The sequence below is a fragment of the Hyphomonas sp. genome (genome assembly GCF_041689225.1).
Classification (GTDB): Bacteria; Pseudomonadota; Alphaproteobacteria; order Caulobacterales; family Hyphomonadaceae; genus Hyphomonas.
Genome location: NZ_JBDNGN010000057.1, coordinates 1 through 15976 on the forward strand (window position 1 = coordinate 1; position 15976 = coordinate 15976).

Annotated in this window: 16 protein-coding genes; 4 read left to right on the forward strand and 12 right to left on the reverse strand. The window is 62.0% G+C overall.

The genetic code is table 11. From position 1 onward, the window contains the following. Window positions 1-85: 85 nt before the first annotated feature. From ACESNB_RS04950 to ACESNB_RS04975, 6 genes are read right to left on the reverse strand one after another with little or no spacing between them, the layout of a single operon-like run. Window positions 86-1027, reverse strand: a complete 942-nt coding sequence (locus ACESNB_RS04950) for an RDD family protein (RefSeq protein ID WP_373004724.1) — start codon at window positions 1025-1027, stop codon at window positions 86-88. Further along, window positions 1024-2025 (reverse strand): stage II sporulation protein M, encoded by a 1002-nt coding sequence (locus ACESNB_RS04955; RefSeq protein ID WP_373004727.1) that lies wholly within the window; start codon window positions 2023-2025, stop codon window positions 1024-1026. Before ACESNB_RS04955 ends, ACESNB_RS04950 begins: the two co-directional genes overlap by 4 nt. Beyond that, complete coding sequence (locus tag ACESNB_RS04960; protein ID WP_373004730.1) at window positions 2022-3335, reverse strand: DUF58 domain-containing protein; 1314 nt, start codon at window positions 3333-3335, stop codon at window positions 2022-2024. The genes ACESNB_RS04955 and ACESNB_RS04960 overlap by 4 nt, the downstream gene beginning before the upstream one ends. Beyond that, window positions 3332-4288, reverse strand: a complete 957-nt coding sequence (locus ACESNB_RS04965; protein WP_373004733.1) for an AAA family ATPase — start codon at window positions 4286-4288, stop codon at window positions 3332-3334. The genes ACESNB_RS04960 and ACESNB_RS04965 overlap by 4 nt, the downstream gene beginning before the upstream one ends. Next, entirely contained in the window at window positions 4275-5489 is a 1215-nt protein-coding gene (locus ACESNB_RS04970) for a DUF4350 domain-containing protein (RefSeq protein WP_373004736.1), read from the reverse strand. The genes ACESNB_RS04965 and ACESNB_RS04970 overlap by 14 nt, the downstream gene beginning before the upstream one ends. Window positions 5490-5497: 8 nt before the next feature. Next, window positions 5498-6421, reverse strand: a complete 924-nt coding sequence (locus ACESNB_RS04975; RefSeq protein WP_373004739.1) for a hypothetical protein — start codon at window positions 6419-6421, stop codon at window positions 5498-5500. Window positions 6422-6564: 143 nt separating this feature from the next. Here ACESNB_RS04975 and ACESNB_RS04980 point away from each other — a divergent pair, with 143 nt between their 5' ends. Continuing rightward, entirely contained in the window at window positions 6565-7032 is a 468-nt protein-coding gene (locus tag ACESNB_RS04980; RefSeq protein ID WP_373004742.1) for a GAF domain-containing protein, read from the forward strand. Here ACESNB_RS04980 and ACESNB_RS04985 read toward each other — a convergent pair. The 6 genes from ACESNB_RS04985 to ACESNB_RS05010 all read right to left on the reverse strand — a co-directional run bounded on the left by ACESNB_RS04985 (window position 6997) and on the right by ACESNB_RS05010 (window position 13423). Further along, window positions 6997-8778 carry a carboxylesterase/lipase family protein gene (locus ACESNB_RS04985; RefSeq protein ID WP_373004745.1) on the reverse strand — a complete coding sequence of 594 codons (1782 nt, stop codon included), beginning with the start codon at window positions 8776-8778 and terminating at the stop codon, window positions 6997-6999. The genes ACESNB_RS04980 and ACESNB_RS04985 overlap by 36 nt on opposite strands. A gap of 71 nt (window positions 8779-8849) precedes the next feature. Further along, window positions 8850-9959: a cystathionine gamma-lyase gene (locus tag ACESNB_RS04990; RefSeq protein ID WP_373004748.1), complete on the reverse strand. Its 1110-nt coding sequence runs from the start codon at window positions 9957-9959 to the stop codon at window positions 8850-8852. Beyond that, window positions 9952-10389 (reverse strand): DUF1330 domain-containing protein, encoded by a 438-nt coding sequence (locus ACESNB_RS04995; protein WP_373004751.1) that lies wholly within the window; start codon window positions 10387-10389, stop codon window positions 9952-9954. Before ACESNB_RS04995 ends, ACESNB_RS04990 begins: the two co-directional genes overlap by 8 nt. A 27-nt stretch (window positions 10390-10416) precedes the next feature. Beyond that, a complete protein-coding gene (locus tag ACESNB_RS05000; RefSeq protein WP_373004754.1) occupies window positions 10417-10980 on the reverse strand; it encodes an NUDIX hydrolase in 564 nt (187 codons plus the stop codon). After that, the gene (locus ACESNB_RS05005) at window positions 10977-11198 is read right to left on the reverse strand and encodes an RND transporter (protein WP_373004757.1); all 222 of its coding nucleotides are present in this window, start codon (window positions 11196-11198) and stop codon (window positions 10977-10979) included. The genes ACESNB_RS05000 and ACESNB_RS05005 overlap by 4 nt, the downstream gene beginning before the upstream one ends. Continuing rightward, window positions 11195-13423, reverse strand: a complete 2229-nt coding sequence (locus tag ACESNB_RS05010; protein ID WP_373004760.1) for a DPP IV N-terminal domain-containing protein — start codon at window positions 13421-13423, stop codon at window positions 11195-11197. The genes ACESNB_RS05005 and ACESNB_RS05010 overlap by 4 nt, the downstream gene beginning before the upstream one ends. A 220-nt stretch (window positions 13424-13643) precedes the next feature. On the opposite strand from ACESNB_RS05010, the gene ACESNB_RS05015 reads away from it, so the two are divergent. The 3 genes from ACESNB_RS05015 to ACESNB_RS05025 form a co-directional block, all read left to right on the forward strand. Next, the gene (locus ACESNB_RS05015) at window positions 13644-14207 is read left to right on the forward strand and encodes a tetratricopeptide repeat protein (RefSeq protein ID WP_373004763.1); all 564 of its coding nucleotides are present in this window, start codon (window positions 13644-13646) and stop codon (window positions 14205-14207) included. A gap of 102 nt (window positions 14208-14309) precedes the next feature. Next, window positions 14310-15242, forward strand: a complete 933-nt coding sequence (locus ACESNB_RS05020) for a hypothetical protein (protein WP_373004767.1) — start codon at window positions 14310-14312, stop codon at window positions 15240-15242. A gap of 83 nt (window positions 15243-15325) precedes the next feature. Beyond that, window positions 15326-15976 (forward strand): ATP-binding cassette domain-containing protein (locus ACESNB_RS05025; RefSeq protein WP_373004770.1); only part of this gene is annotated, 651 nt, incomplete at its 3' end.

Sequence of the window (15976 nt, forward strand, 5' to 3'; positions counted from 1 at the left end):
CTCTTCACGCCCCAAGAATGCTGGAACTTCTTCAAGGCCATGAACTATGTTGCAGAGTGAGCGTACGGCGCTCTAGGCCAGGCCCTCACCGTCCCACATCATATTTGTCGCTCTTGCGCTCGCCCAGCAACATGCGCTGTTCGAGCCGCTTGCGCAGGGCGGCATAATACGCCTCGAGGAAGGCGAGGTCCGTCTCACCGGTGCCGCGTTCCCAGCCCACCTTCGTGCGGATGCGCGTTGCCACCTGTTGCTTGATCTCGGGCGATGATTGCCGCAGCACGTCTTCAAGGACGTGCAGCTCATGGATGCCATAAGCATCCGCCTGCTGAGGCGTGAAAGCGAAGCGCGATCCGAGTTCCGGCGATGTCACCGTCGATACGATGTCCGGCATCAGCTGCGCCTTCGGCGCCTTGATCACCCATGTGCCGGCCAGCAAGTCACCCACGCGCATCTGGTCCTTGTTAAACAGCGGGAACAGCATGAACACACTCGACCAGACCAGTCCCAGCAAGGCGATCCATGCCCCCACCTGATCGCCGCCCATGAAGAGGAATTGCAGCGGCAGGCCGATCTCGACTTCCCGCATGAAATTGCGTGCCAGCACGGCGTCCGCCGTCAACCGCCCGCCATCGCGTGAGGCCACCCGCAGGCCCAGCGCGCGTTTGCCCGGCGTTGCCGCCTTTTGGCCGATCTCGAAGAAGATGAAATAGAAGTTCCGCAACACGAAATGGAACACCAGCAAGAAGGCAAAAGCGACATTCATTCGCCCGAACCCGATACTGGCTGCCAGGTAAACGAATCCGATCCACATCGCGGCCATGACCGCCCACTGGATCGCCAGGTCAATGAACAGGGCCCCGGCGCGCTCCGTCACACTCGCCAACTTCAGCCGGATCGCCGCCCCCTCCGGCGTCACCAGAGTGCGCGTCATCTTGCCGACGCGCATCTGTTCGGAAAGCCGGGCCCGGCGGCGCTGCGCCGCTTCCATGCTGATGCCCGGACGGGCAGGGGCAGGCGTTTTCGTCATACGCGTTGCTCCGCGCGCGGCAGGTAGAAATACCCGCACCACAGCACTAGGCTGGTCACGGCAATGACATAGCGCACCGCATCGGAATTGATCATCTGACGTCCGAACCCTTCCAGCAGGGCCGCGATTATCAGCATGATCACACAGCCCATCGCAATCGTGGCGGCCTCCTTGCCGGAGGCCCGGGCAGATGCGATCCGTGTTTTCTGGCCCGGAAACGCCACCGCCCCGCCAATCACGAAACCGGCGGCCCCGGCCAGCGTGATCGCGAACAGTTCGGTCACGCCATGGATCATCAGCCAGCCGGTGAATTCATATCCCAGCCCCTTCTGCCAGAACACGGCATACATCGAGCCCAGCGAGACGCCATTATACAGCAACAGCCAGGCCGTCGGCACACCGAACGCAAAGCCCAGCGCGAAGGCGAATAGGGAAATCTGCGCATTATTGTTGAATAGGGTACTGGCAAAGGCGGCGAGCTCGCTTTGCCCATGGTCGTTGGGGTCCGTGTAGATTGTCGAAAGCAGGTATTCCACGGTCGCATCCGGGTTGCGCCCATCCATCATGTTCTCGCCATGGAAGGTCCAGAACCAGTCCATGTCCTGCAGGCAGAGGAAGAAGGCCAGCCCGATGCCGCCAAAGAAGAATAGGAAGGATAGCAGCGTTGGTCCCACTGCGCCGCGCACCGCCTGCGGCCAGCCGCGCCGCAGGAAGTCCACTATCCGTTCGCCCAGCGTGGTGCGCGCGCCGTACACGAAGAAATAGGCCCGCGTGCACAGGCTCTCCAGATAGACGATCACGTTCTGGTCCAGCGAGATCGACTTGGCCACGGACAGCGACGACACCGCCTGCCGGTACAGTCGCGGCAGGGCGGTCATCTCGTCATCGCTCAGGCCTTTGACGCCGCTATTCTCCGCACGCGTCAGGATCAGGTCCAGCTTGCGCCAGTCGGCCTCGCGCTCTTCCCGGAAGCGATACGATTTGAGCATGTCGCTCATAGCATGTCCCTCTGCTTGATCTGCAGGTAGCGCGAGATCAGCGCCGCGCCGAAGGATTCCGGTCGCGTCTCGATGACCTGCACCCCCATCCGCTGCAGGCGTCGCATCACGACATCGCGTTCGGCCAGCATGCCGTCGGCGATCACCGCCCGGGTCACGTCCTCGGTGGTTTCCGGCGGCGCATCCACCATGCCGGACAGGGCCTCATCCTCGAACGTGGCGAACAGGACCAGGTGCCGGTCCGTCAGGCGCTTCACATTTTCCAGCATCAGCTCCGCCGAGATCGTATCAACGAAATCCGAAAAGATGATGATCAGGCTACGCCGCTCCAACCGGCTGGCCAGAGTCGACAGGGCCAGCGTGTAGTTGGTCTCTTCGGTCGAATAGTCGAGATTGGCTGCCATGCTCTGCACTTTGGGAAAGCCGCGCGGTCCGCTCAGGAACCCGGTCGTCAGGCCGGGCCGCGAGTCAAACCCGTAAAACATGGCCCGGTCGCCCTGGCGCAGCGAGACAAAGGAGAGGAGCAGCCCGGCATTGATTGCCCGGTCGATCTTCGGCACCCCGCCTAGCTGTTCGCTCATCAACCGCCCGGTATCGAACGCGAAGACGATATTATGGTTGCGCTCGGTGCGGAACTCCTTGGCCAGGAGGCTGCGGTGACGGGCCGAATGTTTCCAGTCGATGGCTCGCCGGTCCATACCACTGGTGAATTCGCGCAGCGCATCGAACTCGCTGCCATCGCCGCGCTCGATCTGTGTCTTGATGCCGAAGGCGGCGTCGCGCGAGAACAGGCGGATCGCCTCGTCCTTCACCCAGCGGATGTTCGGCGTCACCACGATCTCATGATCCAGCTGCGCGATGTGGCGCTTCTGCACGAGGCCCAGCGGCCCGTTCCAGCGGCTCCACAGGCGCACCAGTTTCGCCGTGCCGCGTCGCCGTGGCACCAGCGTGAATTCATAGGGACGCTCCCGGCCTTCCCAGCCGCGCAGGCCCTTGGCCGGAATGTCCTCGAGGATGTCGTTTGTCTCCAGCTGAACCTGAACGCGCCGGGGCAAAGCGCCATCAGAAAAACCCAGCACGACCGGCAACGGGTCGCTCCCACCGACATAGAGCAGCGCCGGCGGCCCCGTTTCAACCTCGTAAGCGCGCAGTGACGCGCCGGTCATGGTATCCAGCAGAATCAACGCACCAATGCCGACAATCCAACCGGCTGACACGATCCACAGCGCCGGGGCCATCAGCGCGATGGCCAGCATCAGCGGCGCGCCGAGCAGCATCAGGAAGACCGCGCGAGGCGTCGGTGAAATCACCGGGGCGCCGCCGTCTGTTCAATGATGCTCGCCAGTGTCTCATCCGTCGTCTTGCCTTCAATCTCGGCAGCAGGCGACAGCAGGATGCGGTGGCGCAGCGCCGGCAGGGCCAGCGTCTTGACATCGTCCGGAATAACAAAGTCGCGTCCGTCAATCGCGGCCCTTGCCCGCGCCGCCGTGGCCAGCGCCGCCGCCGCGCGCGGGCTCGCGCCGGTTTCAAGCGCCGGGGTTTCCCGCGTCGCCCGTATCGGGTCGACAATATAGGAGATGATGTCATCCTTCAGCGTGATCTGCGACACGGTGTCAACTGCGGTATCGAGGTCCGCCGCGCTGATCACCGAGCCGATCCCGAACGAGGCCGGCGTGTTCATGCCCGTGCGCGTACCATGCTGCGCAACGATGGCGAACTCTTCCTCGCGGCTCGGATAGTCCAGCGTGTGCTTGAACAGGAACCGGTCCAACTGCGCCTCGGGCAGGGGATAGGTGCCCTGCTGCTCGATCGGGTTCTGTGTCGCGATCACGGTGAAGCGTGGGTTTAGCGGATAAGATTCCCCGTCAATCGTCACCTTGCGTTCCTGCATCGCTTCCAGCAGGGCGGCCTGCGTCTTCGGCGGCGTCCGGTTGATCTCGTCGGCCAGCAACAGGTCGGTGAAGATCGGCCCCTTGGTCAGGCTGAACGCGTTTGTCTGGAAATTGAACAGGTTAGTGCCCAGCACGTCGCCCGGCATCAGGTCCGGTGTGAACTGGATGCGCCCGAAATCGAGCGAGATCGATTTTGTGAAGCATTGCGCCAGCAGCGTCTTCGCCGTTCCCGGCGGGCCTTCCAGCAAGACGTGCCCGGACGAAAACAGCGCCGTCAGCAATATGTCGACCGTCGTGTCCTGGCCGATCACCGCCTTGCGCACTTCGCTGCGGATGCTCTCTGCCAGCGCCTTGATGTCACTTACGTTCATGCGTGCTTCTCCTGAGAATGTCGCGTCGCCAGCGATACAGTTCGCGGGCTTTGGTCATCAGCTCTTCGCGACTGGCAGATGCCGTACGAAGGCCGCGTTCGATTTGTGAAAATGTCTTGCCCGATTGTTCTTCCGTACCCAACCTGTCGAACAGGGCGGAAAGCTGGGCTTCGGTCATCGTTTTCGGCGCAGCGATCTCGCGCGCCACCCGGCGCCGCATCATGGTCAGATAGCCCGGCGCCAGGCGCGTCTCCCGCCGCGCCATCGTGAACAGGCCCGCCGAATTATCCACCAGCGCCTGCTTGCCCAGCGCGATCACACGGGTCTCCCGCGCGGTCGGGCCGAAACGGACCAGCGCCGCCCAGCCAAGCAGGAACGCGGCGGCCAGCGCCGCCAGCGTCGCGCCGACAAAGGGAATGTCGAACATCATCTGCAACAGGTTTTCCGAACGGACAAAGCCGTGCAGCGTCGCGTCGAAAATGATCGGTTCGGCCTCGTCATAGCGCAGCCAGTCTATCAGCTGCACGGCGAAGCGCGCATTCTCCCGCTGGGCCAGCCCGAACGTGTTCAGCATGTCTGGATCGGCCAGCACATAGATATCCCGGTCATCCAGCTTGCCCAGCAGGATGCCGTCATCCGTCCAGGCGATCGGCACCAGTGAGTCCGAGCGGATGACTTGCATCTTGAGGTCCGGCTTCAGAGCCATGTCGCCGAATGGCGTGTCGGTGAGTCGCGGCACGTCGATCCGCCCGATCTCGCCGTCGATATCAAGCCGGACCAGCAGGTCGTTCAGGCCACGCGCCTCCATGAAACGCGTGTCGCGCTGGCGCTTTTTATTGAGCCTGTCGGTCTCCCCGATCCATTTGGGAAGCACGATCAGCGTCGTCGGCTGCAGCGTGATGTCCTGCAGCGTGTCGCCCATGCCCCGTGGCGAGACGGTGACAATCATCACGCCCCAGTCGCGTTGTGTCAGCGTGTGTTCGAGACGCGAAATCTCGACAGGATAGCCCTGGGCGTCGAGAAACTGGACAATGCCATTATATCCGATGGCAGACGTTGAGTAGGGATGGTCGCCGGCCAGGTCCCGGTTGCGCAATTCAGGCGCCCAGCCGGCAAGGGCCATCACGGCGCCGAATGAGACAATCGCAATCGCCACCAGGATGCCGACCGTGCGTGCCGCGAAGGGGGATGTGGTCTCCATGGACGTACTCATTCCCAGCCCTCTGCGAACGCGAAATTCTCGTACGACCCGCGCGCGGTCTCCCACTCATCTTGGTCAACGTCCCGGTCGCCAAAGAAGCTTCGTTCGACGATCACGATGATCGGGCTGAGGGTCAGCTTCGCATGCTCTGGCAACTGGCGCAGCCCGCCAATCTCGCGTGCCGTCAGCGAACGCGGAACGCCGCCTTCCAGTCGCTGCTGGATGTCATCAATGGAGCGGAATAGCAGCAGGTGCACGGCCTCGGCAAACTTGCCCGCCCGTGCCAGGAGGTCGGCCTCTTCCAGCAGCGACCGCGCGGTGTCCGCATCAGGGCGAATATCTGGCAGGATGTCGTCCGGACTAGCTGGCTCGAGGTCGCCGGACTTGCCGAACCGGACCCGAATGGCTTCGCCGAACAGGAAGTAGAGAATGCCTGCCGCCACCGCTGTAATCGCCGCCCAGAAAATGAATTGAAGAAACGGACCGAGGCTTTCAAGGAAACGGGAAAGATACTTCAGCCATTGCGGTGGTGGCTTGGGCTGCGGCGGAGGTTCAACATCGTCGGATTCGGGCCGCTCCAACTGCAGGTCCCCGCGTGCCGGCTTGGGCTTGGCTTCGGGTCCGCCTGCCTGCGGTCGCTCAAGCTGGAGTTCGCCGTCCGTGGTTCCCCGATTATTGGCGCCGTTCCCGGATCCTGATGCTCCGGAGGGGAGCTCTCCTACAGGAGCGTCCAGCGCGTTGTCTGGTGTGTCCGGATCCGGCCTGCCCGACTGCAAGCCGCCTTTTCTCAGATAGGCATCATGTGCCCGGTCGACGGATTCGACGTCTGTTCGCGGCGCGTACTCATCGTCGGCCGCCTGTGCCAGCCCCACCGGCGCCGCCTGCACGCAGGCGAGCGCCCACAGCGCTCCCATCCGGATCGGCAAGCTCACGATTCGGCCCTCCTGCCTCAGGCGCCCCGGCGGCCTGCGCGTATCGCAGACTATTCCAGAGGTTGCGCGTTGCTTCAACGCCCTATTGCCCCAAGGCCCCGTCCACCTGATATAGCCGCTCCACGGCAGAGATGAGGCGGAACATGGACAAGGCTGAGCGCTATCGCGATCTGAAAGCGGAAATCGACAGTGTCGTAGCCGGAGAAACCTCCGTCACGGCACGCTATGCGACCGCCGCCTGCATCCTCGCCCAGGCCATGGCCCCGCGCTTTTTCTGGACCGGATTCTATGTCGTTGATCCTCTGAAACCCCGCGAACTCGTCGTCGGCCCCTACCAGGGCACGCTTGGCTGCCTGCGCATCGCGTTCGGCAAGGGCGTTTGCGGCCATGTTGCAGCCTCGGGTGAACCGATCCTTGTGCCGGACGTGCATGCATTCCCAGGGCATATTGCCTGCGACTCGGCCTCGAATTCGGAAGTGGTCGTGCCGGTGTTCGACTCTGACGGCGAACTGGTCGCCGTACTCGACGTGGATTCCACCGATCTCGACGCGTTCGACGCGACCGATCTCGCAGGCCTAGTTGCTATCTGCAACAGCCTCCTCGTCGCCTGACGGCAGGCCCGGGTCCATGTTGAGCGCCATGTCACGCGGCGCGACGATTTCAGTGACCGCCTCGATCCGCGCGATCAGGTTCTCTTCCAGGATGTCTAATTTGCGAGCGCGCAGCTCACGTTGGGGCTCGACTGGATAGTGCAGCTCGTTCCAGGTGTCGGTCTCGGATGTGTACTTTGGCCATTCCGGAACCCTGTCTCCGTTCGGGTTTCCCGTCCGGGCGAAATTCGTCCAGTAGTGCGTCATGATGTCGGTCAGCTTTCCATCGGCATGCGATACCGGCAGCAGGGAAGAGTGGCTGTCGAACACGAAGGGGATTTCGGCCGAGTGGTAGGCGCCGATGGTCTGGTGCCGGGATGGCCAGGTCCGCGAGAACATGTACATCCAGGTCGGCTGTCCGGCATCGGCATTCTGCTTGCCTATGAAGCGCATGTGCACGCCGAACATGTCGTCGCCCAGCATGTCGGCCGCGCCCCGGTCCCAGGTTTCCAGGCTTTCCATTCCATACAGCGACTGCAGGGCCTTTGCCGGGTTCGCGCCGAACACATCGGCAAGCGCCGCCTCGCGTTCGTCCTGTGTCCCGGTGATCTGTTTCGACAGGATCGTGGGCGACCGGATCTCGTCATAGAAGAGCGAGCCCTCGTCGGCATTATATCCGGCCAGCATCGGCAGATGGGGTACGTTACCGTCGCGGATCGCCTTGCCGATCATTTCCGGCAGGATATTGCCGTCCACATTGGGCAGGAAATAGCCGGTCAGGTCGCTGCGCGCTTCGGCCCGCGAGATGATGGCCGCAGCGGGAATGGCACGCAAATCAACCGCAACGGCAGCTGGCGGGACAAGCGTCGAGAGGAACTCGGTGCCGACATCCTCAGCACTGCGTACATTCACGAGCGGCGATTGTTTCAGGTGCAGTGCATTGTAGCTGCTCGATCCGCTCTCGAGGATCACCTTGTCGAACAGGCCGACGGAATAGGGCGAGGCCATTAGTTCGCTGACTGATTGTGCGCCGGCGCTTTCGCCGAACACGGTGATATTGTTCGGGTCCCCGCCAAATGTGTTTATGTTGCGGCGGACCCAGTGCAAGGCCGCCATCTGGTCCAGCAGGCCGTAATTGCCGGATGTGCCATCGGCTTCCGTCAGCGCGGGGTGCGCGAGATAGCCGAGCGGGCCAAGCCGGTAATTGATCGTCACCAGCACGACGCCTTTTTCGACAAGGCCATTCGACTGGTAGATGCTGGTCGAACCCGCCCCAGCCTGGTGTGATCCGCCATGGATCCAAACCATCACTGGAACAGGCATGTCGCCGTCCAGGTTGCCGGTGCGCACGTTCAGGAAAAGGCAGCTCTCCGATTCTGACGGGCGCGCTTGGGCGGCGAGATATTTCTCGGCCAGGATGCGTTTCCACCAGGGCAGGCCGACACCTTCCACGATGTCATTGACGAACCCGCCAAGGCCCGCGCGCGGCTGCAGGCATTCTGCGCCGAACTTGCGGGAATCACGCGGAATTGCGCCCCATTGGGGGGCGGTGTCTGGCGCCGTCCAGCGCCGGGCTGTCGCGTAGGGCAACCCGTTGAAAACCTTGATATCCGGGTTGTCATGGTCGATTCCGCCAATCACCACGCCCTGATCGATGCGCAGTGGTTCCGACATTTCCATAGGCTCTGCAGGCTGGTTCAGCTTGAACCAGCCCCAGGCCAATCCCCCGGCCAGGGCAAAAAAGAGCACTATACTCAGTCGTCTCATGGCGTAGGTCCCGCCTTTAATCAGCAAGAACTATATCAGATTGCGGGATATGTCACGACGGCCGTTCTGTCTCAGGACAGAGTGTCGAGTGCCTGTGTCACGGCGGCAACAAGGTCGCGCGTCGGCTCAATTCCTGCGGCGAACCGCACGAATCCCTCCGGAACCGCGTCACCCCACCGGGCCCGACGCTCCGCGCTCGAATGCACGCCGCCGAAACTCGTTGCGGGCGAGAGCAGGGGGCAGGCGGAAATGAACCCGTCCGCATTCGCCTGGCTGGCGAGCGTGAAGCTCACAATCGGCCCGAAACCACTCATTTGTCGCCGTGCGACCTGATGAAACGGATCATCGCCCAATCCCGGGTAATTCACGGCTAGAACCGCCTTATGTCCTTGCACGGCTTCGGCCACGGCCAGCGCATTGGTGTTCATGCGGCCAAGGCGCACCTCCAGTGTTTCCAGCCCCCGATGCAGCAAATAAGCATCGAACGGCCCGATAATCGCGCCCGCCAGCCGCCGCCATGTCTTCACGCCGTCGAACAATGTGGCGTCCCGCGTCGCCACATGGCCGCACAAGACGTCCGAATGCCCGGCCATGGCCTTGGTGTCCGATAGCACGCTGAAATCGGCGCCAAGGTCCAGTGGTTGCTGGCATAGCGGCGTCGCGGTCGTATTGTCGGCCATTACCAGCGCGCCCGCCGCTTTCGCGCGTTGGGCGACTTTGGCAATGTCGCACACGGCCAGTCCGGGGTTGGACGGCGACTCGATCAGCACCAGCCTGCAGCCGGTCATGTCCGCCTCGGCCATGTCCGCCGTCGGGCAGGTGCGCATGGTCACGCCCATCGGTTCGAACTGGGCGGCCAGCAGGTTTCTCACATTGTAATAGCCGTCCGACGGCACCAGAACCGTGTCGCCGGGTCTCAGCACCGAATAGAAAACCGAGGCAATCGCCGCCATGCCGGACGGGAAGCAGACCACGTCCGCATCTTCCAGGATGCCGATCTCTGCCTCCACCGCCTCGACGGTCGGGTTGCCGTTGCGGCCATAGAAATGGCTGCCATCCGGCTCGCCCGGCAAGTGGAAGACAGAGGTAGCATGGATCGGCAGCGAAACCGCCTCGCCCTTGGACAGGCCCCGGCTGCGATGATGCAGCAACCGGCTTATGGCAGACGTGTTGTCAGTCATGGGGGAGTCCGACCTTTTTCCCGTTCGCCCAGCTTGGCCGGGTTACGATTAGTTCCTGGCACAGCAGGCCCGCGTCGCGGTGGCGCGACATGGATTTGTAATCCTTGTGGTTCAGCGTGGTGATGAAGGCCTGCCGGGTCGGGAAGTGATTGACCAGCACGCCGTCCCAGTCACCGCCGCCAATGAAATAGCGCTCGGTTGATGCAAGCAGCATCGTCGTGCCGCCCACTTCCGCCGCCGCCACGGAAAAGGCTTCCGAGTAGCGCTGGTAGGCAGCCTCGCCGCTGATTGCCTCGCCATGTTCCGGGTCACCCTCGGCATATGCCGCCTTCACGCGGAATTTCAGCAGGTTCACCTGCGCCACGGGGCCGTCATAGGGGTCGTCGCGAAAGGCGCGGAACTGGTCGGCGGTGGGCTGGAGGGCGGGCATGTCTTGTGTCCTCGTGTGAGTGTGTCGCTAGGGGCGCTTGTCCGGATGCTTGCTGAAAAAGCGTTCGGTGTAAAACAATGCCGCGGCGTGAAGCCCATGTTGCACCTCAAGGTCTTCATAAGCCAGGAAATCGGCATAGGGCATTTCCAGTACCTCGATTTCCTCGTTCGGGTCCAGCGACTGAGCGCGCGTCTTCGTGCACCCGGTCGCGAGGAAATAGTGTATCTGGTTGTCCTGAATGGCGGGGTTTGCGAAACAGCTGCCGACCGGAATCATCTCCCGGGCCGTGTAGCCGGTCTCTTCCTGCAGCTCGCGTCGACCCGCCGCCTCTGCGTCCGTCTCGCCTGGATCCATCACGCCGCCCGGAACGCCCAGCAGGACCACGCCGCCCGCATGGCGGTATTCGCGGATCAGCACGACATTGCCTTCATCCGTAACAGGAATCAGCGTCACCCATTCGGTCTGCTCGATCACGTGATACGTCGCTACGACATGGGCGTCGTCCCGTTCGCACCTATCGGTGCGGACCGACAGGTACCTGTCCTTGAAGGTCTGGTGGCTCTCGATAATTTTCCAAGGTTTGATCGTCATTTCACGGCAGCCATGTGTGCCAGCTTGGCCAACAGCAGCAACCAAGGCCAGGCGTAAAAAAAGAAGTCGAATATATCGACCGGCTTGCTAAGTGAGCCAGCGGCCAACATGTTTAGTTTTTTCCAAATGTGTGGTTCGGGTGTGAAAGGTGCCAGCCCCAGCGTCAGGCAGGCGAGAATCACAAAAATGAGCGGTAACCGGTCCAGATACTCCATCATGACTGCTTCCGACGATCAGGCTTGAGGTGGCGCTCCAGAAACGCCATCCGCGTCTTCAACAAATGCACCTGTAACGCCTCGCCGCGAATGCCGTGGCGTTGGCCGGGATAGGTCATCAGGTCGAAGGCTTTGCCTTTTTCCTGCAACGCCGCCATTAGCCGTGTCGTATTGTCGAAAGTGACATTGTCGTCCGCCATGCCGTGCATCAGCAGCAGGGGTGTCGTCAAATTGTCGACATAAGGGAAGACGCTGGAGGCCTCGTAGCCGTCCGGATTGTCGTCCGGTGTGTCCATGTAGCGCTCCGTATAGAACGTGTCGTAGAGCCGCCAGTCGGTCACCGGCGCCCCGGCAGCGGCGGCGGCGAACGTACCTTCCGGCGCCTGCAGTACCGTCATCAGCGTCATGTAGCCGCCATAGGACCAGCCCTGGATCGCGATACGACCGGCATCCACGAAGGGCTGGCTTTTCAGCCAGTCAACGCCGACCAGCTGGTCGCGCACTTCCGGCCCGCCCGTGCGGCGATAGATGACGTCCTCGAATTTTTTGCCCCGGTTCGCACTGCCGCGATTGTCCAGCCGGAACAGGATATAACCTTCGCGGGCATAGAACTGGTCCGACACCCGGCCCCATTCATTGACCACTGTCTGCACGTGCGGCCCGCCATAGACCTCGACGATCACAGGATATTGTTTCGACGGATCAAAGCCCGGCGGCTTCAGTATGGAATACTGGAGGTCCTGCCCATCCTCGGCTGTCAGCGTCCCGAATTCCGGCATGGCATGATCAGGCAGGAATGGCGCATAGGGATGCGTCTCATCCAGCCGGTTATCTTCGATCCACGCAACCAGCGACCCGTCCGCCTTGTACAGCCCCACCTGCGGCGGTTGGCCCGGCGACGCGCTTGTGCCGACGAAAGACTTGCCGTCCGCAGCCATCGTGATTGCCCATGACTCGCCGGGCGCCGTGATGCGTTGGGGCTGACCGCCCGACAGTGGCACTGTATAGAGGTGACGCTCAAGCGGTGTATCGGCATGGCCCGTGAACAGCACCGCGTCATCCTCGGGCAAGACGGCGAGCACCTTGTCCACGGCCCAGGGGCCGGTTGTGACGGCGTGGGCTTCGCCGCGCCGGTTGAGGCAGGCGACATGTCGAAAGCCAGACGCTTCGGTCGTTGTGAGAACATGCACCGGCTGTACACTGTCACGGCCATGCGATTTCGGTGCGAAGGCGATGAAATCCGTGTCGAGATTGACCCAGCAAGGCTGCCTTTCCTCGCCCATCGCGGTGCGCGTTCCGTCCGGAACGCTGAACAAGGTGCGGCAGAGACGGGTCTGGTTTCGGTCAACGCCCTGTACGACGAGCGCGTCATCCGGCAACCAGTTGACCCGGGCCAGGTACTGGTCTGTCGCCGCGCCCCAGTCGTCTTTCCGCCAGTTGATCTGGGCCGTCTCTCCCGTCGCCATATCGCGAACAAACAGGTCCACCACCGCATTCGGGCGTCCGGCGCGCGGATAGCGCTGCGCGATGACGCTCACCTTGTCCGCCTCTATGTCGAAGCGTGGTATGATATCGACCGCGGATTCATCCACGCGCGTATAGGCGACATAGCGCTCGTCCGGGCTCCACCAGTAACCGGTGAAACGATGCATCTCTTCTTGCGCCACGAATTCGGCAACGCCATACGAGATTGTCTTGTCCGGTTCCGCCGCTGGCGACAAGCGGCTCTCGTCGCCGCTTACGAGGTCGATCGCATGCAGCGCGCCTTCGCGCACAAAGCTGGCATAACGCCCTTTCGGCGACACTTTCGCGTCGGTTTCGAACGCATCGGTATCGGTCAGCCGGCGGACCTGCGGGCCCCCTTCGTCCAGGGTTACCAGGTACAGGTCACCTCCCAGCGGCACCAGTATCGTGTCCGCCGTGCCCCAGCTGTAATCGACAATGCCCTTGGTCCCCGCGATCCGCTTGCGCTCGCGCAGCGCCTTCTCCTCTTCGGAGAGTTCTGCGTCGTGAGGTTGCAGCATCTGCGAATTGATCAGAAGGCTCTGAACGCCGGTTTGAACGTCGAACTGCCAGAGATCCAGCCGGTCCTGCTCATCCGGGCGTCCTTTCAGGAAGGTCACCCGTTTGCCGTCCGGGGAAAACTTCACGCCCCGTGGGGCCGGGCCCGACAGGGAAGGGGAGCCGTAAAGACGCTCCGGCGTCAGTGCTGTTGTGGAATCAGGCAATTGGGCTCTCCGATGGCTCAGACACGCACACTAGCGCCCATGGCGCTCCTGTCATCCCGGCGTCTAAAAATCGCGCAGTGATTGATTTATTGTGGCGAAACTGTGTTTTTCGTCTAGCCAGCCTGCCGGTCTGATCTAATGTGCCGCCATGGATGAGGGGTACTTCACTTTTGAACGCGCTCAAACTCTGCTTGACGGCAGTGAGGGTGGAGAATTGCTCTTGAAAGCGGTCGAGGCGATGCGCAACGCCGCCAATGACGGCCATGCCGCCGCCGCCAACAATTTCGGTACCATGCTGCACCATGGCCGGGGGGTCCACCAGGATCTGACCGGCGCAAGAGCTTATTATCACCAGGCGGCCGAGACCGGCCTGCCAGCCGCGCGTTTCAATCTCGGCTTCATGCTTGTGCGCGGGCTGGGTGGCGAAAAGCACGAGGCGCGGGCCCGCACGCTGTTCCTGCTCGCGGCAGAAGACGGCGAAATTGATGCCATCACCCATCTCGGTGCCATGATGATGACCGGTGCCGGCGGCCCGCAGGACTTCGAATCGGCCCTCAGCTGGTGGGCCCGGGGCGTCGATCTTGGCGACAGCCGTTGCGCCTTCAACCTTGGTATTGCCCATGCCGGTGGCCATGCGGGCGACGTGAATTTCGTGGCTGCATCGTACTGGTTCAGGCAGGCCCAACGCTTTGGAAATGAGGCCGCTGCGGCAGAACTCGATCGCCTGGAAATCGTGATGTCGGAAGAAGAGCAGGCCGCCGTGATCGCCTGCAACAGCCGCTAAGACGCGCCAGCCGCGTAGAGCCAGTCCCCCACAGCATGAATCCTGAACAAATTGCAATTCGTTCAGGATTCTGATACTGTGTAAAAACAGGGGAGTGACGCAATGCTGAAATGGATCATGAGACTCGCTGCGGCTTTGGCCGTGTTTATTATCGCTGCGGGATGGTGGCTTTTTGCTGGATTCAGCAAGGCGCCCAGTGCGGCGCCCGGACTGTTGGACATAGATCAATGGCGCAGCATGATCCGCGACGCAGGGGGTGACCTGCCGACGGAAATTCGCGTGCTGGAAGTCGGTCACGACTCGGCACCCATGCTCGCGGCCCGTGCGGGCGCTTTTACCGGCCAATGGCTGACCAGCTACAATTCCGTGCAGATCGTCTTTCCAGACAACACGCTCGTCATCGGCGGCGCGCTCGACCGGGCGACCTCTGAGGGCATGGTTCAGGTGCCGGAAGACTGGTCCTTCGACGATGCAGCCTATCGCAAGGTCGTTGATGCAATGCTAAAGGCCGACAAGGTCCTGATGACGCACGAGCACCTTGACCATGTCATGGCGATTGCGCGGCACCCGGACCCGGACGCGCTTGCGCCGCGCCTGTGGCTGAACGCGCCGCAGTCAACGACCCTGCCGCAATTCGCAGACGGCGAACTGCCTGCCGTTTTGCGTGACTTGCCGCCCCGTCTGGACGGAACGGTCCAACTGGTCTCGCCGGGCGTGGTGGCGATCCCGATGGCCGGACACACACCCGGCGCCCAGCTGTTTTTCATCACGCTGCAAGATGGTCAGGAATACCTGATGATCGGCGATACGGTCTGGTCGATGTTATCCTTTGAAGAATTGACGATGCGACCGGTCTTCACGCAATTCGTCGTGTTTGATCCGGACGAAGACCGTGCCGCCATACGGGAGCAGATACGGGCCATTCACGACCTGATGCAGGCCAATCCGCAACTGACCGTATTTCCCAGCCATGATCGCATCTGGCTCGGGAAGCTGTCGGAAGAGGGACAGATCATCTGGGGCTTTGCGGACTAGCGTTGCCATTGACCGCTTGATTTTCCGCGGCGCGCGCGCGAGTACAGCGCGTCCCATACCCGTTTGCACAGGAATACTCCGCCATGGCCGGTCCCCAATACGTTTTCCAAATGCAAGGCCTGACCAAGGCCTATGCTGGCGGCAAGAAGGTGTTCGAGAACATCCACCTGAACTTCCTGCCGGATGCCAAGATCGGTGTCGTCGGCGCCAACGGCTCGGGTAAGTCGACCCTGCTGCGAATCATGGCCGGCGAAGACAAGGATTTCCAGGGCGAGGCCTGGGCGGCTGAAGGCGTCAAGGTCGGCTACCTGCCGCAGGAACCAAAGCTTGATCCGACGTTGAGCGTGTTCGGGAACGTCGCCGCGAAATGTCCTGAAAAGCAGATGCTTGATCAGTTTAACACCATTTCGGAAAAGCTCGGCGAAGACTATTCCGACGAGCTGATGGAAGAGATGACCGCGCTGCAGGAGCAGATCGACGCGGCCGATGCCTGGGACATCGATTCCAAGATCGACATGGCCCTGACCGCGCTTGGCTGTCCGGAGAATGATGCCGACGTCGCCAGCCTGTCTGGCGGTGAAGCGCGCCGCGTCGCCATCTGCCAGCTGCTTCTGTCGAAGCCCGACATGATCCTGATGGATGAACCGACCAACCACCTTGATGCCGAAACCGTCGCGTGGCTGCAGAACTTCCTGATCAACTTTCCCGGTTGCGTCATACTCGTGACCCACGAC

What these genes read in the sequence shown, in the direction of transcription:
- ACESNB_RS04970 (WP_373004736.1), bottom strand. Translation starts at nt 5,489, where the DNA reads ATGGAGACCACATCCCCCTTCGCGGCACGCACGGTCGGCATCCTGGTG.
- ACESNB_RS04980 (WP_373004742.1), top strand. Translation starts at nt 6,565, where the DNA reads ATGGACAAGGCTGAGCGCTATCGCGATCTGAAAGCGGAAATCGACAGT.
- ACESNB_RS05020 (WP_373004767.1), top strand. Translation starts at nt 14,310, where the DNA reads ATGCTGAAATGGATCATGAGACTCGCTGCGGCTTTGGCCGTGTTTATT.
- ACESNB_RS04990 (WP_373004748.1), bottom strand. Translation starts at nt 9,959, where the DNA reads ATGACTGACAACACGTCTGCCATAAGCCGGTTGCTGCATCATCGCAGC.
- ACESNB_RS04985 (WP_373004745.1), bottom strand. Translation starts at nt 8,778, where the DNA reads ATGAGACGACTGAGTATAGTGCTCTTTTTTGCCCTGGCCGGGGGATTG.
- ACESNB_RS05000 (WP_373004754.1), bottom strand. Translation starts at nt 10,980, where the DNA reads ATGACGATCAAACCTTGGAAAATTATCGAGAGCCACCAGACCTTCAAG.
- ACESNB_RS04950 (WP_373004724.1), bottom strand. Translation starts at nt 1,027, where the DNA reads ATGACGAAAACGCCTGCCCCTGCCCGTCCGGGCATCAGCATGGAAGCG.
- ACESNB_RS04995 (WP_373004751.1), bottom strand. Translation starts at nt 10,389, where the DNA reads ATGCCCGCCCTCCAGCCCACCGCCGACCAGTTCCGCGCCTTTCGCGAC.
- ACESNB_RS04955 (WP_373004727.1), bottom strand. Translation starts at nt 2,025, where the DNA reads ATGAGCGACATGCTCAAATCGTATCGCTTCCGGGAAGAGCGCGAGGCC.
- ACESNB_RS05005 (WP_373004757.1), bottom strand. Translation starts at nt 11,198, where the DNA reads ATGATGGAGTATCTGGACCGGTTACCGCTCATTTTTGTGATTCTCGCC.
- ACESNB_RS04965 (WP_373004733.1), bottom strand. Translation starts at nt 4,288, where the DNA reads ATGAACGTAAGTGACATCAAGGCGCTGGCAGAGAGCATCCGCAGCGAA.